This is a genomic window from Mucilaginibacter achroorhodeus (assembly GCF_007846095.1).
In the GTDB taxonomy this organism is placed as follows: Bacteria; Bacteroidota; Bacteroidia; order Sphingobacteriales; family Sphingobacteriaceae; genus Mucilaginibacter; species Mucilaginibacter achroorhodeus.
This window is the reverse complement of record NZ_VOEI01000001.1, coordinates 293,788-310,447: the sequence shown is the minus strand read 5'-3', so window position 1 is coordinate 310,447 and position 16,660 is coordinate 293,788. Positions and strand designations below refer to the sequence as shown.

At 43.1% G+C, this 16,660-nt stretch carries 16 protein-coding genes; 12 read left to right on the top strand and 4 right to left on the bottom strand.

Going from position 1 to position 16,660, the window contains the following annotated elements; all coding sequences use genetic code 11:
• Positions 1–418: 418 nt before the first annotated feature.
• Entirely contained in the window at positions 419–2,257 is a 1,839-nt protein-coding gene (locus FPZ42_RS01460; protein WP_146268724.1) for a UbiD family decarboxylase, read from the bottom strand.
• A gap of 56 nt (positions 2,258–2,313) precedes the next feature.
• On the opposite strand from FPZ42_RS01460, the gene FPZ42_RS01455 reads away from it, so the two are divergent.
• The 4 genes from FPZ42_RS01455 (at position 2,314) to dctA (ending at position 5,192) form a co-directional block, all read left to right on the top strand.
• Positions 2,314–2,637 carry a nucleotidyltransferase family protein gene (locus tag FPZ42_RS01455; protein WP_146268723.1) on the top strand — a complete coding sequence of 108 codons (324 nt, stop codon included), beginning with the start codon at positions 2,314–2,316 and terminating at the stop codon, positions 2,635–2,637.
• Positions 2,612–2,956 carry a HepT-like ribonuclease domain-containing protein gene (locus FPZ42_RS01450; RefSeq protein WP_146268722.1) on the top strand — a complete coding sequence of 115 codons (345 nt, stop codon included), beginning with the start codon at positions 2,612–2,614 and terminating at the stop codon, positions 2,954–2,956. The genes FPZ42_RS01455 and FPZ42_RS01450 overlap by 26 nt, the downstream gene beginning before the upstream one ends.
• Positions 2,957–3,019: 63 nt before the next feature.
• The gene (locus tag FPZ42_RS01445; protein ID WP_146268721.1) at positions 3,020–3,859 is read left to right on the top strand and encodes a sulfite exporter TauE/SafE family protein; all 840 of its coding nucleotides are present in this window, start codon (positions 3,020–3,022) and stop codon (positions 3,857–3,859) included.
• Positions 3,860–3,956: 97 nt separating this feature from the next.
• Complete coding sequence (dctA, locus tag FPZ42_RS01440) at positions 3,957–5,192, top strand: C4-dicarboxylate transporter DctA (protein ID WP_146268720.1); 1,236 nt, start codon at positions 3,957–3,959, stop codon at positions 5,190–5,192.
• A gap of 10 nt (positions 5,193–5,202) precedes the next feature.
• On the opposite strand, the gene FPZ42_RS01435 is transcribed toward dctA, so the two are convergent.
• A complete protein-coding gene (locus tag FPZ42_RS01435; RefSeq protein ID WP_146268719.1) occupies positions 5,203–5,967 on the bottom strand; it encodes a carboxypeptidase-like regulatory domain-containing protein in 765 nt (254 codons plus the stop codon).
• Positions 5,968–6,255: 288 nt separating this feature from the next.
• Here FPZ42_RS01435 and sucD point away from each other — a divergent pair, with 288 nt between their 5' ends.
• The 7 genes from sucD (at position 6,256) to FPZ42_RS01400 (ending at position 14,766) form a co-directional block, all read left to right on the top strand.
• Positions 6,256–7,131 carry a succinate--CoA ligase subunit alpha gene (sucD, locus tag FPZ42_RS01430; RefSeq protein WP_146268718.1) on the top strand — a complete coding sequence of 292 codons (876 nt, stop codon included), beginning with the start codon at positions 6,256–6,258 and terminating at the stop codon, positions 7,129–7,131.
• Positions 7,132–7,284: 153 nt separating this feature from the next.
• A complete protein-coding gene (locus FPZ42_RS01425) occupies positions 7,285–8,799 on the top strand; it encodes a serine hydrolase domain-containing protein (protein ID WP_146268717.1) in 1,515 nt (504 codons plus the stop codon).
• A 251-nt stretch (positions 8,800–9,050) separates the two neighbouring features.
• Positions 9,051–9,425 carry a methionine-R-sulfoxide reductase gene (locus FPZ42_RS01420; protein WP_146268716.1) on the top strand — a complete coding sequence of 125 codons (375 nt, stop codon included), beginning with the start codon at positions 9,051–9,053 and terminating at the stop codon, positions 9,423–9,425.
• A 645-nt stretch (positions 9,426–10,070) separates the two neighbouring features.
• Positions 10,071–11,042, top strand: a complete 972-nt coding sequence (locus tag FPZ42_RS01415) for a ribonucleoside-diphosphate reductase small subunit (protein WP_146268715.1) — start codon at positions 10,071–10,073, stop codon at positions 11,040–11,042.
• 160 nt (positions 11,043–11,202) lie between these two features.
• Entirely contained in the window at positions 11,203–13,578 is a 2,376-nt protein-coding gene (locus FPZ42_RS01410; RefSeq protein ID WP_146268714.1) for a ribonucleoside-diphosphate reductase subunit alpha, read from the top strand.
• A gap of 165 nt (positions 13,579–13,743) precedes the next feature.
• The gene (locus tag FPZ42_RS01405; protein ID WP_146268713.1) at positions 13,744–13,950 is read left to right on the top strand and encodes a cysteine-rich CWC family protein; all 207 of its coding nucleotides are present in this window, start codon (positions 13,744–13,746) and stop codon (positions 13,948–13,950) included.
• Positions 13,951–14,079: 129 nt separating this feature from the next.
• Positions 14,080–14,766, top strand: coding sequence for a hypothetical protein (locus tag FPZ42_RS01400; RefSeq protein ID WP_146268712.1), 687 nt, complete (start codon positions 14,080–14,082; stop codon positions 14,764–14,766).
• Here FPZ42_RS01400 and FPZ42_RS01395 read toward each other — a convergent pair.
• Together FPZ42_RS01395 and FPZ42_RS01390 are read right to left on the bottom strand one after the other, a co-directional pair.
• Positions 14,763–15,239 carry a hypothetical protein gene (locus FPZ42_RS01395; protein ID WP_146268711.1) on the bottom strand — a complete coding sequence of 159 codons (477 nt, stop codon included), beginning with the start codon at positions 15,237–15,239 and terminating at the stop codon, positions 14,763–14,765. The genes FPZ42_RS01400 and FPZ42_RS01395 overlap by 4 nt on opposite strands.
• Before the next feature lie 16 nt (positions 15,240–15,255).
• Positions 15,256–15,744, bottom strand: coding sequence for a hypothetical protein (locus FPZ42_RS01390; protein ID WP_146268710.1), 489 nt, complete (start codon positions 15,742–15,744; stop codon positions 15,256–15,258).
• 117 nt (positions 15,745–15,861) lie between these two features.
• Here FPZ42_RS01390 and fabG point away from each other — a divergent pair, with 117 nt between their 5' ends.
• Positions 15,862–16,605: a 3-oxoacyl-[acyl-carrier-protein] reductase gene (fabG, locus tag FPZ42_RS01385; RefSeq protein WP_146268709.1), complete on the top strand. Its 744-nt coding sequence runs from the start codon at positions 15,862–15,864 to the stop codon at positions 16,603–16,605.
• Positions 16,606–16,660: the final 55 nt, after the last annotated feature.

Genomic DNA, 16,660 nt, shown 5'->3' with positions numbered 1-16,660 from the left:
CAATCCCTAACGCAAAGGTTGTCTGAATCAGGATTCACGGGATTAATGAATTATCAGGATTAAAGTTTTGGGATAGTAAATAGCAAGAAATTTTCCTATCCTCTTTTCGCGAAGCGAAGAGAGATGCGACGATCCGCCGGTAGGCTGAGATGTCGGGGTGAGTAAATTTGCGAGGTAACTCACCCCGCGACACTTCGTGCGCGACCCTCTCTGCTTCGCAAAGAGGGTGAAAAGTAAATGCGCGATGTGTTGTAGTTTTACTGACAAATATGGGTCAGCGTTCACGGTGTTCACGAGTGTTCATGCCGTGAACGTGAACACTTTCGCTTTTGATCTGAGCTTGTCGCTGTCAGTCTGAACTTTTCGAACACCCTTTCGCCTAATGAGCTGTTAGTCCACCTCACCATCAAATCTTTGTTTAAATTATCCCATGCAACACACCGCCTTTGGCACCCATAGCATCAACGGTTTTCTCAACTGCAGGGTCGCGTTCCAATACAGGGGCATGGTGCGGTTTTATACGTGCATCAATGATCAGCGGGCCTCGGCAGCCCCAGTGTTTGTTCTCGGTAAAGCTGTTGATACCGTAAATATCATGACTTGGATTGCTACGGGTAAACGTTACCCAAACCAGGTTATTGATACTGGCGGCAGTAAATGCAGCATCGTCGCAAAGGACTATTAAAGGCAACCCATTTAAATCAGCATCGCCTAAATGTTCCTGTAGAAACTCCAGTATCAGCGGCAGATCGCTTTGGCGGATGTTCTTTGGCACTTCTACGGCCAGTACGCCCGGCATAGCCATTTTGTAATTCACAATAGGGCGCGGCAGATCGAAACTGGCGGGCAGCTCCGTCCATAACTCACGTTTGATGGCACCAGCAACGGTAACCGCCACTTTACTGCCGCTGTTAAGGCCTTCGCCGCTGTAATCCAGCGTATCGATAGTGGTACGGGTATGAAAATGCAGGTCGCGGGTTAGGTCCACGCGTTGCAGAATATGTTTCAGGAATGCACCAATGTCATTAACATTCAATTGAGGGTTATCTTCCTTCGCCGCAATGAAAAGATACTTGGCAAGGCTCAATTGCCCTTTACCCAAAATATGGTTGGCAATGGTTATCAGTTCTGCAGGGTGGCGTTCTTGTACATAAGGCGTGTAACGCTCGCTGCCGATGGCAAAAAGCAGAGGGTGAACACCTGCAGCATCCACAGCGTTAACGGCGTGCAGGCCGGGTATTTCTTTTGGAATAGCACTACCAGTTATCTCATGTATGAGTGCGCCAAAACTTGTATCCTCCTGCGGAGGTCTGCCCACTACCGTAAAAGACCAAACAGCATCCTTGCGATGATAAACATTATGCACCTTCATCAGCGGGAAAGGGTGGGTGAGGCTGTAATAACCCAAATGGTCGCCAAACGGGCCTTCGGGTTTGTTTTCCATCGGCATAACCGTGCCGGTGATCACAAAATCAGCATCAGCGGAGATACAGAAACCCTCAGCATCATAAAAATAACGGAAGCGACGGTTACCCAACGCCCCTGCGAAAGTCATCTCGCTTAATCCCTCGGGCAGCGGCATAACCGCGGCAACAGGGTGCGACGGCGGGCCGCCAACAAATATGCTCACCTTTAATGGTTGCCCTTTAGCGTTGGCCTTGGTTTGGTGAACGCCGATACCGCGGTGCAACTGGTAATGTAAACCTATCTCTTTATCTTGCACGTAATCATTACCGCCAAGCTGGATACGGTACATACCCAGGTTGGCATTCATAATGCCCGGCCTATCAATGTCTTCAGTATAAACCTGCGGCATGGTTACAAATGGGCCGCCATCCATGGGCCAGTTAACCACTTGCGGTAGTTCGCTTATCTGCGTACGGCCAAATGCCACCGGTGCATTTTTGCCTACACGCATCGGCAAAGCCGATAAAGCTGTTAAGGCAGTATTGGCATATTTAAAAGGATTTTTAATGGCTTTAATAGGGTCGTTTTTGATTTCGACCAGGGTTTTTATCTTCTCCAATGTATCCCTAAAGATAAATTTCGACCTATCCAGCGTACCAAAAAGGTTAGATATAGCCGGGAACTTACTGCCTTTTACATTCTCAAAAAGTATGGCAGGGCCCTCATTCTCAAACACGCGCAAATGTATCGCCGCCATTTGCAGATAAGGGTCAACTTCCTGTTTTATGCGTACGAGGTGACCATGTTTCTCAAGATCGGCTATGCAGGCTTGTAAGCTTTTGTATCCCATTTGGTGCCAAAGATATTCAAGATTTAATGTATAAGGTTAAATTTGTACATTTACATATGCTTCAGGATTCACCGATATTTCAATCGCAGGAGTTTATTAACTTGTGTGAAGTACATAAGATAAAAGAACTTTATGCTTTTGGCTCGTTAGCAAAAGGTACGGCCACCGATGATAGTGACGTTGACCTTATAGTTGAGCTATACGAAACAGACCCCGTTTTTAAGGGTAAGTTACTGCTGAGTCTATACAGCAAGCTGGAAAGCTATTTTAAAAAAAAGGTCGATCTTCTAACTTTTGATTCTATAAAAAATCCTATCCTTGAAGAGTACATAGGAACATCAAAACAGATAGTTTATGCGAGAGAACTACAGGAAAGCTAAACTATATAACGACATAGTAAGTAGCATAAATCTTATAGAGGAATTCCTCGGACCGATAAATCTTTTTGAAGAATATACAGTTGATCGAAAAACTAAAAGCGCCATTGAAAGACAGTTAGGAATAGTTGGCGAGGCTGTCAAGAAAATAAAAGATATCGACCCAAAAGAATTAATTGAATTTCATAGTGACATTATTGGGTTTAGAAATATTCTTATTCACAATTATGACGGTATCGATGATTCTATTGTTTGGTCAATAATTCAAGACGACCTTTCCAAATTGAAAGACGTAGTCGCGCAAAAATTGAATATTGAATAATCAACGCAATGGCATAACCTTAAAATCTTAATTTACCTTTACCGCAATCAATTATACCAACTCATGTCGGTACTTGTTTTTACAGCTATTATTCTTGTAGGTGCATATTTCGCCGGGTTGTTAGGCTCTTTAACAGGGCTGGGCGGCGGTGTTGTTATCATTCCTTTACTTACTATTTTACTGGGTGTAAACATCCATTATGCTATCGGCGCTTCTTTAATATCGGTAATTGCAACCTCATCGGGTTCGGCAGCAGCATATGTAAAAGAGGGCATAACCAATATTCGGCTGGGGATGTTCCTGGAAATAGCTACTACCATAGGTGCGCTGGTTGGCGCATTAATAGCGGTTTATATACCAACGCAATTTATTGCCATCCTTTTTGGCCTTATTCTGATCTTCTCAGCTTTGATGTCGCTACGTAAGAAGGCGGAGACAATTATAGCTAAACCAACTTACCTGGCAGCCAAACTTAAACTATACGGCAGCTATCCAAATGGTAAAGGCGAGCAGATAGATTACGGGGTAACCCATGTAAGCGGCGGCTTTTTTATGATGCTGTTTGCCGGCGTTATATCTGGTTTGTTAGGCATTGGTTCTGGTGCGCTTAAGGTTATTGCTATGGATACCATTATGCGTATCCCGTTCAAAGTATCAACCACCACCAGTAATTTCATGATAGGGGTAACGGCTGCGGCAAGCGCCGTGGTATACCTGCAGCGTGGCTATATCGATCCGGGCATTTCGATGCCGGTGGTTATTGGCGTATTGCTTGGCGCCATGACGGGTTCAAAAATTTTGGTACACACCAAATCATCAGGCTGGCTAAGATGGGTGTTTGCCATTGTGGTAACCTTCCTCGCCGGGCAAATGATCTATAATGGGGTGATGGGAAGGATTTAATTGGTGAGTAGAGATTAGTGAATGATTTCTAAAACACTATATTTAACACTCTGCATAACCACTAATTAACCAATCTCTGATCAACTAATCTCTAACCATGAAACGCCTGCTTTCCAATCTTACTTTCCAGGTTATTGTTGCTATCCTGCTGGGGGTATTGGTAGGCTTGTACTTTAAAGATTTTGCACCCACGGCGCAATTGATCAGCAAGACTTTCATCAGCCTGATCACCATGCTGATAGCGCCGATCATCTTTTTTACGATAGTGCTGGGTATTGCAGGTATGAGCGATATGAAAAAGGTTGGCCGGGTTGGGGGGAAGGCTTTGCTTTATTTTGAATTGGTAACAACCCTTGCTTTGGTGATAGGCGTTGCTGTTGCAAATATCATTAAGCCTGGTTCAAACTTTATCAATAACCACGTAAAGGTAGATTCGTCTAAACTGGCAGAATATGAAAAGGGCGCCGCTAACATGAAATGGGGCGAATTTTTCGCCCACATCGTTCCGGGGAACCTGTTCAAAGCTTTTGCTGATGGCGATATCCTCCAAATATTGTTCTTCGCTATTTTGTTTGGTTTTGGCTTGAGCCGCATGGGAAAGGCAGGCGAATCGCTGATACAAACGTTTGATAAACTATCCAAGGTGTTCTTTAATATCATGAAGATAGTGATGAAGGTTGCCCCGCTTGGCGCCTTTGGCGGGATGGCTTACACCATCAGTACCTACGGAATAAAAACGCTGCAGCCATTGGCCATGCTGATGGGCTCGGTTTACCTGACCATGTTTCTGTTCATCTTCGTGGTGCTCAACATTATTGCTGCGTTGTTCAAATTCAGCTTGTGGCAGTATTTAAAACACATCAAAGAGGAAATACTGATCGTTTTGGGTACGTCCTCATCAGAATCGGCATTGCCGGGGATGATGGAAAAACTGGAAAAGTTTGGCTGTTCAAGATCTGTGGTAGGCTTGGTTATTCCGGCCGGTTATTCCTTTAACCTGGATGGCACTACCATCTATCTTTCAATGGCTACCATATTTTTAGCACAGGTTTTTAAGATCGATCTTTCATTGGAGCAACAGCTTACCATCATCGGGATATTAATGCTTACCTCAAAAGGTGCAGCAGGCGTAACAGGGAGCGGCTTTATCGTACTTACCTCAACGTTGGCCGCCATTAAGGTTATCCCGGTAGAGGGTGTGGCTATTTTGCTGGGAGTAGATCGTTTTATGAGCGAGGCTCGTGCTATCACTAACGTTATAGGCAATGGTGTGGCTACTATTGTGATCGCGAAAAGTGAGGGGGAGTTTAGCTCAAGCCACACAGCCTCCTGAAGGGGGCGTACTAATTTAAAACCCCTTTCTTAAAATCAACTTGTGTGGGCGCATCCTTTCCTCTAAGATTTTTGTAGCGCGTATAATTCTCTTTGATGTACTGCATCAGGTTGTAATCCGTCATGCCGTCTATAAGGTATTGAGGCGGCTGATAGTTGGCCATAAAAGTATCTAAAGAATCGCCTTTCATGCCTGTTACTTTGGTTACCAAACCCCGGTTAAAACGCAGGGCAACGTGATTATCATGTTCAAGCCTTAACATCGCTTGCTGCAACCTGTATTGCTTCGTTTTCTTTTTAAAGATGGTTTTATAAAGTGATAGCAGGTCAACGTTTACAAAGGCAAAAGGGGCATCTGTGCTGCTATGGTGCATCACATCTGTAAGCGCCGGACCTTTAAACGCAAACTGTTTTGCAAATATTCGCCGGTTATCCAACGAATCCTGCAGGTAGCGTTTATAAGCAGAGATGGTTACACCGCGCAAACGGTAGGTCTCGGGTATGAGTTCTATTAATTTTAATTGTCCGCTGAAAGGCGTTACCGGGATCACTACAGGTTTATAACCCATGGTTTTTATTTTAATGGTATCGCTTATCTGCCTTACGCGTACGGTAAAGCCGCCGGCCTCATTAGTGAATACATTTGTTCCGCTTGTTGATACAAGGATAAAAGGCATCGGTTTTTTGGTGTCTTTTTCTACCACAAAACCGCTCACGTTTTGCGCCGATACTTTTAAACTGAAAACAACAAGTATTAAAAAGGCAAGGTTTTTCATGGCGGGCGCTTTGCAACTAAATTAAGTAGTCAAAAAGTTAATTAAAAGATATTTAACAGTTTTTAACCGCTTAAACCAATCGGTTTCTTGTTCTATTGGGCGTTTTTACAATGAGAGATCCGGCATAAAAATTAAAAACTGATTAAGGTTAACATCTTTTAAACCTGCCGGCCGGGGTACCGCCAACAATTGCGAAAATATTTTGACGTAAAAATGCCATCAAGGCTAAAAATAAGTTTGACTTTAAGGGCAATAACTTTAGCTTTGCCATACAAAAATCAAAAGCCGATGAGCGTTCTCGTAAATAAAGATTCAAAAGTTATCGTACAAGGTTTCACAGGTAAAGAAGGTTCATACCATGCTGAGCAAATGATAGCCTATGGTACACAGGTTGTTGGTGGTGTTACGCCGGGCAAAGGTGGCCAAAGCCATTTAGACCGCCCTGTGTTTAACACAGTGAAAGATGCAGTTGACCAGACCGGTGCCGACGTATCTATCATTTTTGTTCCGCCTGCGTTTGGTGCTGATGCTATTATGGAAGCTGCCGAAGCAGGTATTAAAGTTATAGTATGTATCACCGAGGGTATCCCAACAAAGGATATGATCGAGGTTAAAGAATATATCAGTGATAAAAACACCCGTTTAATTGGCCCTAACTGCCCTGGTATCATCACTGCTGATGAAGCTAAAATTGGTATTATGCCTGGGTTTATCTTCAAAAAAGGTAATGTGGGTGTGGTATCAAAATCTGGTACCTTAACTTATGAAGCTGTTGACCAGGTTGTTAAAGCCGGTTTAGGTATCACTACTGCTATTGGTATCGGTGGCGACCCTATTATTGGTACACCAACCAAAGAAGCTGTTGAATTGTTAATGAATGATCCTGACACACACGGTATCATCATGATCGGTGAAATCGGTGGTGGTATGGAAGCAGAAGCTGCCCGTTGGATAAAAGAGCATGGCACTAAACCTGTTGTAGGCTTTATTGCCGGCCAAACTGCGCCTCCGGGCCGCCGTATGGGCCACGCGGGTGCTATTGTTGGTGGCGCTGATGATACTGCTGCTGCAAAAATGAAGATCATGGCAGAGTGTGGTATCCGCGTTGTAGAATCTCCTGCTGAAATTGGCGCTGCTATGGCAGAAGAATTAGCAAAAAAATAGATTCAGGACTTTTAGAGTCAGGACTCAAGATATAGGTCCCGGTCAATTTTTGACCGGGATTTTTTTTTGTTTTTAGAAGATTGATAATTGAAGAATTTTTAAAATTCTTTTAATTCCGGGTCAGATCATTAAATTAGATGTAAAGCCTCATCTATGCGCAAATATTTTTACCTGCCGCTTTTTGTTTCGTCGGGCGCTTTCGCTCAATACAAGCCAGCCACTTTTACTGACCCCGACCGGTTAAAGAAAATTGAAGCTACTTACAGCGTTATCGACAGTGTTTATAAACACCAGGCAGAAGCAATGCATATACCAGGCCTTGCTTACGGCATTGTGGTTGATGGTAAGCTGGTGCATACCGGCAATGTAGGTTATACTGATATTGCCACTAAAACACCGGTTTCTTCGCAATCTGATTTCCGCATTGCATCCATGAGTAAAAGCTTCACCGCCATGGTAATTTTAAAGCTGCGCGACGAGGGCAGGCTTAAACTTGATGATCCGGCGTATTTCTATATACCGGAGATGAAGAACAACAAGTATCTCACCAAGGATGCTGCGCCGGTAACCATCCGCCACCTGTTAACTCATTCGGCAGGTTACCCGGAAGACAATCCGTGGGGCGACAGGCAGCTTGCCGTAAGCGATGCGGACCTGATCAATATTTATAAAAAAGGTGTCTCGTTTTCTCATAATCCTGGTCAGGGTTATGAGTACAGTAACCTGGGGTTTGCCACTTTAGGATATATCATTAAAAAGGTTAGTGGCAAAACCTATGAACAATATATCAACGAGAATATCCTTAAGCCACTCGGTATGACCCATACTTACTGGGAGTATAATAATGTACCCCAAGATAAACTTGCGCATGGTTACCGCTGGTTGGATGGGCAGTGGGTGGAGCAACCTTTGCTGCATGATGGCGCTTACGGGGCCATGGGCGGTTTAATCACTACTATTGAAGATTTTAGCAAGTACATGGCCCTGCATATGGATGCCTGGCCGCCTCGGGATGATGCGGAAAAAGGTCCGGTAAAGCGTAGTTCCATCCGCGAGATGCATTACCCATGGGATGTTAATTATATTAATCAATATTCGCTTAATCCGTCTAAACCTTGCGCTTCTGTTTCGGCATATGCTTACGGATTGCGATGGGCTAAAGACTGCGAAGGACGAGTTTTTGTCGGCCACACCGGCGGCTTGCCCGGCTTTGGCAGCCAATGGAATATCATGCCCGAGTATGGCATTGGCGTTATGTGTTTTGCCAACCTTACTTATTCAAGTGCCGGCAAACTAAACAACATGGTGTTAGATACATTGCTTCAATTATCTAAAATCCAACCCCGTAAATTGCCTTCGTCAAAAGTGCTTACCCAACGACGTGACGAGTTGGTGAAGCTACTACCCGGTTGGAGTAACGCACAAGCAACCGGCATTTTTGCCGATAACTTTTTCCTTGATTACTTCCCTGATAAATTACAAGCCGAGGCAACTGCAATATTTGCCAAAGCCGGTAAGATCGTTAGCGTGGGGGATGTGGTACCTGAAAATAATCTACGTGGCTATTTTATCCTTACAGGTGAAAAAGCTAATATTAAAGTATCATTTACGCTTACACCGGAGAACCCTCCGTTGATACAGGAGTATCACATTGGGTTGGTGGAGTAAACTACAGTTGTGAGGTAACATTATTCGCGTCATTGCGAGGAACGAAGCAATCTCCGAACTTTACAGTTCGCTTGTCCTGTGTAGAGATTGCTTCGTTCCTCGCAATGACGTTTACGTAAAATAACCCTCCGTCAACCCTTTGTAAACATCCTTTTACGAAACAATCTTAGCGGAGCATTTGTCGTATATTTATGTGTGAGCGAGGGTAGTAAAATCGCTCATTCACTCACTCCATAATTCAGTAACTAAAAATGTCATATAATCAATTAACCCCCGAAGAAGAATACGTAATACTGCATAAAGGCACCGAGCGCCCATTTACCGGCGACCTGCTTAATAATAAAGCACAAGGCGTATATGTGTGCAAACGTTGCGATACGCCACTTTACCAGTCAGAAGATAAATTTGAATCTTTTTGCGGTTGGCCAAGTTTTGATGATGAGATACCGGGCGCGGTAAAACGCGTACGCGATGCTGATGGCAGAAGAGTAGAGATCGTATGCGCTAATTGCGGTGCCCACCTGGGCCACGTTTTTGAGGGAGAGTACATGACCCCTAAAAACACCCGCCATTGTGTAAACTCTATCTCCATGAAATTTGTGCCGATAGAACAATTAAAGAAATAATCACATCACCGGGACATTAATATCATCCCCACGGTTGTAAAAACCGGTGGGGATTTTTCTTTTTCCACATTAATTGTTGTTAAGAAAACGGAAAAAAAATTGGTGCAGATAAGTGCTTGAAAAAGCGCGTTTTTAGAGCCTTTTACCTTTGAGTTTTAGGGTTGTTTATAACGTGTGGAAATCGCACAAATGCCGATGTATTTTTGTTTTGATAAACAATATTTTTTGTTGTGGTAGGCTATAATAAGTTGATGGTTAGATGCTTAAAATTTTAAAGCACTTACAATAATCTCAATGTCATCTTGCCGATTGTGGACAACTTATAGGTGATGTTAAGAACTTAGACTATCTCGGAATTGCCTGATGCCCTATCTTTGAATTACAAGTTCTTTCAAGTACTATCTATGATGCCGGTTACCTACTGGCAAATTTGAAAAATGAACCATATTGTATGTGGTTTAGAACGTGCAACTAATAACAAGTTGAAGAAGGCAAGAGGGGTTTGAAATTGAGTGAGTAATATGCGCAAGTCGATGTCGACTGCTAATTTTTTATAACTCGCCATGGTAAACCTGTCTGCTGTTGTCACGTAGGTAAATTGAAAATGAACGCGTAACGGAGCTATTAAAATAATATAAAGAGGCAATGCAAGAGGAAACCGAATTACTGTTAAAAGAGAACAAAGACCGCTTTGTTATCCTGCCGATAAAGTACCCGGCAATATGGGAAATGTACAAAAAGTCTGAAGCCAGTTTCTGGACAGCAGAAGAGATAGATCTTTCTGATGACCTTAAACACTGGGAAAGCCTAAACTCGGGCGAAAGACACTTTATATCACACGTACTTGCCTTTTTTGCTGCCAGCGATGGTATTGTAAATGAAAACCTTGCAGTGAACTTCATGAGCGAAGTGCAATTGCCGGAGGCGCGTTGTTTCTATGGTTTCCAGATCATGATGGAAAATATCCATTCAGAAACCTACGCATTGCTGATAGATACTTACATCAAAGATCCGGTTGAGAAAGACCGCTTGTTCCACGCTATTGAAACCGTGCCTTGCGTAGGTAAAAAAGCAGAGTGGGCGCTGCGTTGGATAAACAACGGTTCGTTTGCAGAGCGTTTGGTAGCATTTGCCGCTGTTGAAGGTATCTTCTTCTCAGGTAGTTTCTGCTCTATCTTCTGGTTAAAGAAACGCGGTTTAATGCCGGGCTTAACCTTTAGTAATGAGCTGATCTCTCGTGACGAAGGTTCGCACTGTGAGTTTGCTTGTTTGCTTTACAGCATGCTGGAGAACAAGCTGAGTAAAGAAGCTGCAACAGCTATTATCACTGATGCTGTAGAAATTGAAAAAGAGTTTGTTACCGATGCATTGCCCGTAAACCTGATAGGTATGAACGCTAAACTGATGCAGCAATACATCGAGTTTGTTGCCGATAGATGGTTGGTAGAGCTGGGTTACGATAGAGTGTATAACGCAACCAATCCGTTCGACTTTATGGAGATGATAAGCTTGCAGGGTAAAACCAACTTCTTTGAAAAACGTGTTGGTGATTATCAAAAAAGCGGTGTAATGAATAGTGCCGAAAGCAAATCATTCTCGTTAGACGAGGATTTTTAAGGGTAGAGACCAGAGATTTGTGATTAGAGATTAGGAAAAGAAAATCATGAAATCCACTAATCAGGCAGATCAAGGTTCAGAAAAAAGAGAACAAGAATAATTAATATATAAACTTAAACCATCCGGCGGGCGGCCGGGTAAATAAGGAGGCGGTAAAAAAATGTTTGTAGTAAAAAGAGACGGCAGAAAAGAGTCGGTTAAGTTCGACAAGATCACAGCTCGTATTGAGAAGCTGTGCTACGGGTTCAAGCTGGTTGATCCAATTGATGTAGCGAAAAAAGTAATTGAAGGTTTGTTTGATGGGGTTACCACATCAGAGTTGGATAACCTTGCAGCAGAAACAGCAGCATCATTAACCACCAAACACCCTGATTATGCTTTGCTTGCATCGCGTATTGCGGTATCAAACCTGCACAAAAATACCACGAAGTCGTTCTCTGAGACCATGAAACGCCTTTATGAGTACATTGACCCTAAGACAGGCAAAAGCGCTGCTTTATTGGCTGATGATGTACACGAGATTATCCAAAAAAATGCAGATATCCTGGATAGCAGCATTATCTACGACCGCGACTTCGGTTTTGATTACTTCGGCTTTAAAACGCTTGAGAAATCATACCTGTTAAAATTGGACGGTAAAATTGCCGAGCGCCCTCAGCATTTGTTTATGCGTGTATCTGTTGGTATCCACAAAGAGGATATCGAAAGCGCAATCAAAACATACAACCTGATGAGCGAGCGCTGGTTTACGCACGCAACGCCTACTTTATTTAACGCCGGTACACCAAAACCTCAAATGTCATCATGCTTCCTGTTAACCATGAAGGATGACAGTATTGAGGGTATTTATGATACATTGAAACAAACCGCCAAAATATCGCAAAGCGCGGGTGGTATTGGCCTAAGCATCCACAATGTGCGTGCAACAGGATCATATATCAGCGGTACAAACGGTACGAGCAACGGTATTATCCCAATGCTGCGCGTGTTTAACGATACTGCCCGCTACGTTGACCAGGGTGGTGGCAAGCGTAAAGGCGCTTTCGCTATCTATCTTGAACCTTGGCATGCAGATATCTTTGAATTCCTGGATCTGCGTAAGAACCACGGTAAAGAGGAAATGCGTGCACGTGACCTGTTCTATGCCCTTTGGGTATCAGACCTGTTCATGAAGCGTGTTGAGGCAAACGAGGACTGGAGCCTGTTTTGCCCGCATGAAGCACCTGGTTTAGCTGATTGCTTTGGTGCCGAGTTTGAAGCTTTGTATACTAAATATGAAAGAGAAGGACGCGCACGTAAAACCATCAAAGCACAAGAGCTTTGGTTTGCCGTGTTAGATTCACAAGTTGAAACCGGTACGCCTTACTTGCTGTACAAAGATGCTGCTAACAGCAAATCAAACCAGCAAAACCTGGGTACTATAAAAAGCTCAAACCTTTGTACCGAAATTATCGAGTACACTTCTGCCGATGAGGTAGCGGTTTGTAACCTTGCTTCTTTAGCATTGCCACGCTTTGTTATCGATGGTAAGTTTGATCATCAGAAATTATATGATGTTACCTACCAGGCAACGTTAAACCTTAACAAGATCATTGATCATAATTTTTACCCGGTAGTAGAGGCAGAGCGTTCAAACCTGCGCCACCGCCCGGTTGGTTTAGGTGTACAGGGTTTGGCTGATGCTTTTATCCTGTTACGTTTACCTTTCGAGAGCGAAGAAGCAAAACAATTGAACAAAGAGATCTTTGAGACCATTTACTTTGCCTCAATGACGGCTTCTAAAGACCTGGCTATAAAAGACGGTGCTTATGAAACTTTCAAAGGTTCACCTTTATCAGAAGGTAAATTCCAGTTTGATCTGTGGGATGTTAAACCGGCAAGTGATCGTTGGGATTGGGAGAACCTGCGCCTGGATGTAATGAACCACGGTGTACGTAACTCATTATTAGTTGCGCCGATGCCTACAGCTTCAACATCACAAATTTTGGGTAATAACGAGTGTTTTGAACCATATACTTCAAACATATACACCCGCCGTGTATTAAGCGGAGAGTTTGTGATCGTTAACAAACACTTGTTAAGAGACCTGGTTGACCTTGGCTTATGGAACAACACCATGAAAGACAGGATCATCAGCGCAAATGGTTCTATTCAGGATATTGCCGAAATACCTGCCGATATCAAAGAACTGTACAAAACAGTATGGGAAATTAAAATGCGTAACATCATTGATATGGCAGCCGATAGGGGTGCTTATATCTGCCAGTCGCAGTCGCTTAACTTGTTCATTAATTCGCCAAATGCATCTAAACTAACTTCAATGCACTTCTATGCATGGAAGAAAGGCCTTAAAACAGGTATGTACTACCTGCGTACGCAAGCTGCATCACAAGCGGTTAAATTTACAGTTGAGAACCAGGGTGGTAAAAATATGGAAGCCGTTATACCGGAAGTTGTTGGTAATACCAGCGAAGAGGAAATGCCGGCCGGCCCAACCTGTTCAATGGAAGAAGGCTGTGTTACCTGTTCTGCATAATTTCGCCTAATATCAATATAAATAAAATTAAGTAGTCGGAAAGTCAGAAAGTCCGCACAAGTCCGAAAGTTAAAAGATGTTTTCTCATCTTTGCTTTCGGACTTTTTTATTGATCGATTTTCCGGCTTTTTGGACTTTCGGTCTTCCCAACTTCCGGCTAAAAATATGCTCACCTCCGCCAAACACGAAATACTCCATTGCGAACGCTGCAGCAAGCCGTTTGAGTGTAAGGCCAACGCCTACACCAAATGCCAGTGCAGTACTGTGCAGTTAAGTATAAATGAGGTACAGTACGTAAGCGAGCTGTATGATGGCTGCTTGTGCGCTGGTTGTTTATTGGAGTTGCAGAAGGAGTATCAGGAGAGTTTGTAATTCTTAATCCTGTGTTTCACAGTCTCAACGTTTTCATTATCTTAGGGCAACATTTAAACTATTCTTTATCACAACATGTACCCTAATTCCCCAAGGAAAACTGCACTGCGGGCCTCTTTCATTATCTTAATGTTAAGCACCTTTTTCTTATTGCCGGCTAACGCACAACGCCGGGGACTTGGCCTGAATGCTGACGGCGACCTGCTTGGCGGTAGCAATAGCAGCAGTGGTGGCGGCTCTACCGTTGATAGGGAGAACGGTTGGGGTGTAGCCATTAACCTTGGTTACGAAAGTCCTGATAAGGATCTCAGGGATTATTACAAAGCTGCACCTACTTTCGGCTTAACAGTTATAAAGCGCTTAAACAACTGGCGTTTCTCCGGCAGTGCCGATTATCGTTCGTATAAACCCAAACAAGACGTTTTTGTAACCGAGAGTGATTATGGTAATGCATATACGGCTTTCAGTAATTTCCGCGGAATAGGGTTATATGCGGGTATAGCTTATAGTTTGCCAATTACCGATGCGGTTGAAATTTATGGCGGTATCAATGCCGGGTCGGTATTTATAAGCCAGTCTTTTTACACTGAAGATGATGCCGGAAACCAGTTTTCATTTTCGGGCAATTCATCTTTAAACTACCTGGGTCCAAAACTTGGGTTTAATTTTGCAAGCGCCGGTAATATCACCATCGGTATTGAAGGTAGGTATGGCTTAAACCTTACCGGCTTTAACTCAAATACACAAACCGGTACAGAGGTTTACAAGGGGTTCAGTGCGGTATCGGCCAATTTAATGCTTACGTATAACTTCTAAGTCTGGCTGGTGTGCCAGTTGGGCTTGCAGTCTTCAAGGTTGGCTTCGATGATATCGTAAATCTCTTTCGCTTCCCCATTGACCCAGTTCAGTCGAGTCCAGACGCTATCATGAGAACCATTTGGCCCCTTAAAATAAAAGTACAGCGCGGTAACTGATCTGCCTTGTGATAGCTTGATATCTGTTATATCACCCCATTCAATAATAAAATTTTGCGAATGGTCTACAACGCCTATTTGATTTATCTCGAAAGCTATTTTTCCTCTCAACATAGGAATAGTGTACCTTATAGTTATATATAAAAAGATAGTGATGAGTGTAAGCACTGCTGTACCATAATATAATTCATCTACAATATTTTTTGAAAGTGCTTTAGAAAACGGACTGCTTATGAGATATAAAGCCCATGCTAAAAGTCCATAATTAATTAAGCAATAACTCCAACTATAGCGGTACGTTATTTTGTCCTCCATTAGGTAAAAGATAGCTTTATGTTGCGTGGTGTTGCCATTTGAAGTTGCGTTCTTCTAAATTGGCTTCAATAATACCAAAAACATCCTCGTCGTCGCAATCTACCCAGGTTAGCGACATTTTGATGCAAGTTTCGCGGCCATTAAAAAGGTTGTAATAACAATGCAGGGTAGAGAAACCTTGCGTATTATTGGCAAGCCTCAGGTCGGTAATGTCAGTCCACTCTATAATTACGTTTTGCGGGTAATAAATAATGCCTTGCTGGTTTATCTCTAAGGCAGTACTTTTCTTAAACGCCGGTATAACGTATTTGTAGGTGGTAAAAGCTGCGTAAACCATGAAGAGCGCAAAAAATATGCTCATCACAAATACGCCGCTAACGCTGCCAACGCTAAAGTAATCATAAAGGTCTATCCCCAGCCAAACCACAGGGATAGCAAAAAAAGAAGCGTATAGCAGGCTGTTGATCAAGCTATAGCGAAAACTGATCTTTTCTTCACGTGCCATAAGGGTGATAATTGGTTAAACCTAATATACATAAATTTATTTGCAAGAAGTTCACAGTTTTTTGGGTTTCATATAGATTGCCTATCTTCACGCACTCATAAAAAGCATACTTAAATTATGAAATTGTTAGAAGGAAAAACCGCACTGGTTACCGGTGCTTCAAAAGGGATAGGCCGCAAAATTGCCGAAAAATTTGCTGAACATGGTGCCAATGTAGCTTTTACTTATTTGTCATCTGTTGAAAAGGGACAAACCTTAGAGCAGGAACTGCAAAGCTTTGGTACTAAAGTAAAAGGTTACCGCAGCGATGCATCTAAGTTTGATGAAGCAGACAAGCTTATAAATGATATTGTTGCCGATTTCGGTGGTTTAGATATTGTGGTAAATAACGCCGGTATCACTAAAGATGGCTTGCTGATGCGCATGACCGAAGACCAGTGGGACGAAGTATTAGATGTAAACCTTAAATCGATATTCAACGTTACCAAAGCCGCTTCAAAAATTATGATGAAAGCACGCAAAGGTGTGTTCATTAATATGAGCTCGGTAGTTGGTGTGCAGGGTAATGCTGGTCAGGCTAATTACGCGGCATCAAAGGCGGGTATCATTGGTTTCTCAAAATCGGTTGCAAAAGAATTAGGTTCGCGCAACATCCGCACCAACGTGGTTGCACCGGGCTTTATTCGTACCGAAATGACCGACGTATTAGACCCTAAAGTGGTTGAAGGCTGGGAAGCAAACATTCCATTAAAACGTGCCGGCGAGGTTGACGATGTAGCCAATGCCTGCGTTTTTCTGGCATCAGATATGGCGGCATACATCACCGGGCAGGTTATCCCTGTTGATGGTGGTATGTTGTAGTTTTAAGTCAAAATTCAAAATTAAAAAGTCAAAAGTTGCGGAGTGCGGCTTTTGG